We start from the raw sequence: 1638 nt of genomic DNA, 5'->3' as shown, positions 1-1638 counted from the left end.
TTGCTGGTGGAAAAGATCAAGGGTAGCCGCAAGCAATGCAAAACCTCGGCCAGCGTGCGCCTCGATGTGGTCATGGCTTTCACTGAGGGCCGCGCGGACACGCGCAGCGCCTCGGCCGAGGCGGTTGAACAGGCCACCGAGATTTTCGACAACCTGCTTCAGATCCTGAAGGTCTATGAAGTCGCGATCAGCCCGCGCATTGCGGCTGACGGGTGCAGGCTTGCGGCCCGGTTCGGCCAAGGAGCGGATCACCCGGCCAAACTGACGGTGCAAACCTGTCTGGCGCTTGCGGCCGCGGAGTCGCTGCGCCTGCCGGTCCTGCACAGCAACCCGGCCATCGACAGGATCACGGAACAGGATTGGACGGCATGGCGGAGCGGGGATTAACGGGCGCGCGAAAGTCGCGTGGCAGTCTCACGGTTCGGTGGTTCCGCCGCGCCGTGCCCTGGGGCACGGTCTATCTGACTTGCGACGAACGGCACCCGCAGCGGTTCAAGATCAGTTCACGCAGCGTAAGCCGACCGACCGGCGCAAGGAGCTGGCGCGTGGATTGGAAAAGCGGCTTCTGATCGTGCAGACGATCCAGATGCCGCACGCTCATTGCCTTGAAAGCCGGTGCCTCAAGCGCGTGACGCGGCTGGCGGATCGGGACTTCGCCAAGACAAGCGAATGGTTCGTCCTGGGCGACGGCTTCACCCTCGATGATGTGGCGCAGGCCATGCTCGATGAAGCGCGACGGCTGCGGCGGGAAGCCCGATGGAAACTGGCATGGCCATCGCATGGCCGGGTTGCGGTCTTTGACTCCGGCTGGCGCAAGGGCGGCCTTCGCCCTTCCGGCAAATATAATCTGGCCTGACCGGGAACCCCATTCGCGACCCTACGTTTATCGACACTTCCCTCGCCAATTCTCGCCCCGCCCGAAAGGGCGGGGCTTCCTCATGGGCTGACGGCGCAGCCGTCTCCGCATCGCCGCGCACGCGGCTCACGCGCGGATAGCGCAGGGCGGGGCGGGGCGGGGCCGGCTCGACGGCTCCGCCCCGCCTGGTCAACCTGATCGTTAAGAAAAAGCCCCCGCTGTTGCGGGGGGCCGGGTGTCAGATCGCGCTGATAAGCCGCTCTCCGCGCGTGGGGTACATTTCGTAAATCAGGACCTCGATGCCGAGGCGGGCGGCGCGGCGTCGGCCACGCCGCTCCGCTTCCGCCAAGGTCGCGCAGATGATGGGCAGGTCGCCGGGGTCGTCCCGGATCTCGTAGGTGGTCAAAGCGCGACTCCCGGCTTGAGATTTCCGACAGCATTCAGCCAGCCGCGCGCCTTGGCGCAATCCATGCAGATGCAGGTTCCGGTTCCCTCGACCACGACCGGCGCGAGATAGACCCAAGGATTGCTCCTGCCGCATTTGCGGCAGGACAGGACGGGCAGGGGGTGGGGGCCGCTCATGCGGCCGCTCCTTCTTCCTTCTCGGCGGGCTTGCCTTTGACCAGCCATTCGGCGGCCTTCTGCGCCTCGCTAGCGGCTTTGAAAATCAGCCGCTTGTCGTCCTTCAAGGCGCGCAGCCAGCTTTGGACGTATGCGCCGGACTGGTCAAAATCCGGGGTCAGGCCAAGCCGGGCGCAAGTCATGCAGTTGCCAATCTCGGC

General features: G+C 65.5%; 5 protein-coding genes. 2 read left to right on the top strand and 3 right to left on the bottom strand.

Translation table 11 applies throughout. The annotated features are described in order from the left end of the window. Together CK944_RS23505 and CK944_RS22040 are read left to right on the top strand one after the other, a co-directional pair. A partial coding sequence (locus CK944_RS23505; protein ID WP_205049141.1) for a hypothetical protein occupies positions 1–387 on the top strand: 387 nt, incomplete at its 5' end. 37 nt (positions 388–424) lie between these two features. Next, positions 425–856 (top strand): hypothetical protein, encoded by a 432-nt coding sequence (locus CK944_RS22040; protein WP_146038766.1) that lies wholly within the window; start codon positions 425–427, stop codon positions 854–856. 238 nt (positions 857–1094) lie between these two features. Here CK944_RS22040 and CK944_RS23500 read toward each other — a convergent pair whose 3' ends face one another. The 3 genes from CK944_RS23500 to CK944_RS22030 form a co-directional block, all read right to left on the bottom strand. After that, positions 1095–1262: a hypothetical protein gene (locus CK944_RS23500; RefSeq protein WP_158248134.1), complete on the bottom strand. Its 168-nt coding sequence runs from the start codon at positions 1260–1262 to the stop codon at positions 1095–1097. Then, positions 1259–1438 carry a hypothetical protein gene (locus CK944_RS22035; protein ID WP_103175166.1) on the bottom strand — a complete coding sequence of 60 codons (180 nt, stop codon included), beginning with the start codon at positions 1436–1438 and terminating at the stop codon, positions 1259–1261. Before CK944_RS22035 ends, CK944_RS23500 begins: the two co-directional genes overlap by 4 nt. After that, positions 1435–1638 (bottom strand): zincin-like metallopeptidase domain-containing protein (locus tag CK944_RS22030; protein WP_239986220.1); only part of this gene is annotated, 204 nt, incomplete at its 5' end. The genes CK944_RS22035 and CK944_RS22030, both read right to left, overlap by 4 nt.

Origin of the sequence: Paracoccus sp. SY (genome assembly GCF_002901215.1) — a bacterium.
Lineage (GTDB): Bacteria > Pseudomonadota > Alphaproteobacteria > Rhodobacterales > Rhodobacteraceae > Paracoccus > Paracoccus acridae.
The sequence above is the reverse complement of the archived record's forward strand: the minus strand, read 5'-3'. Positions and strand labels throughout refer to the sequence as shown.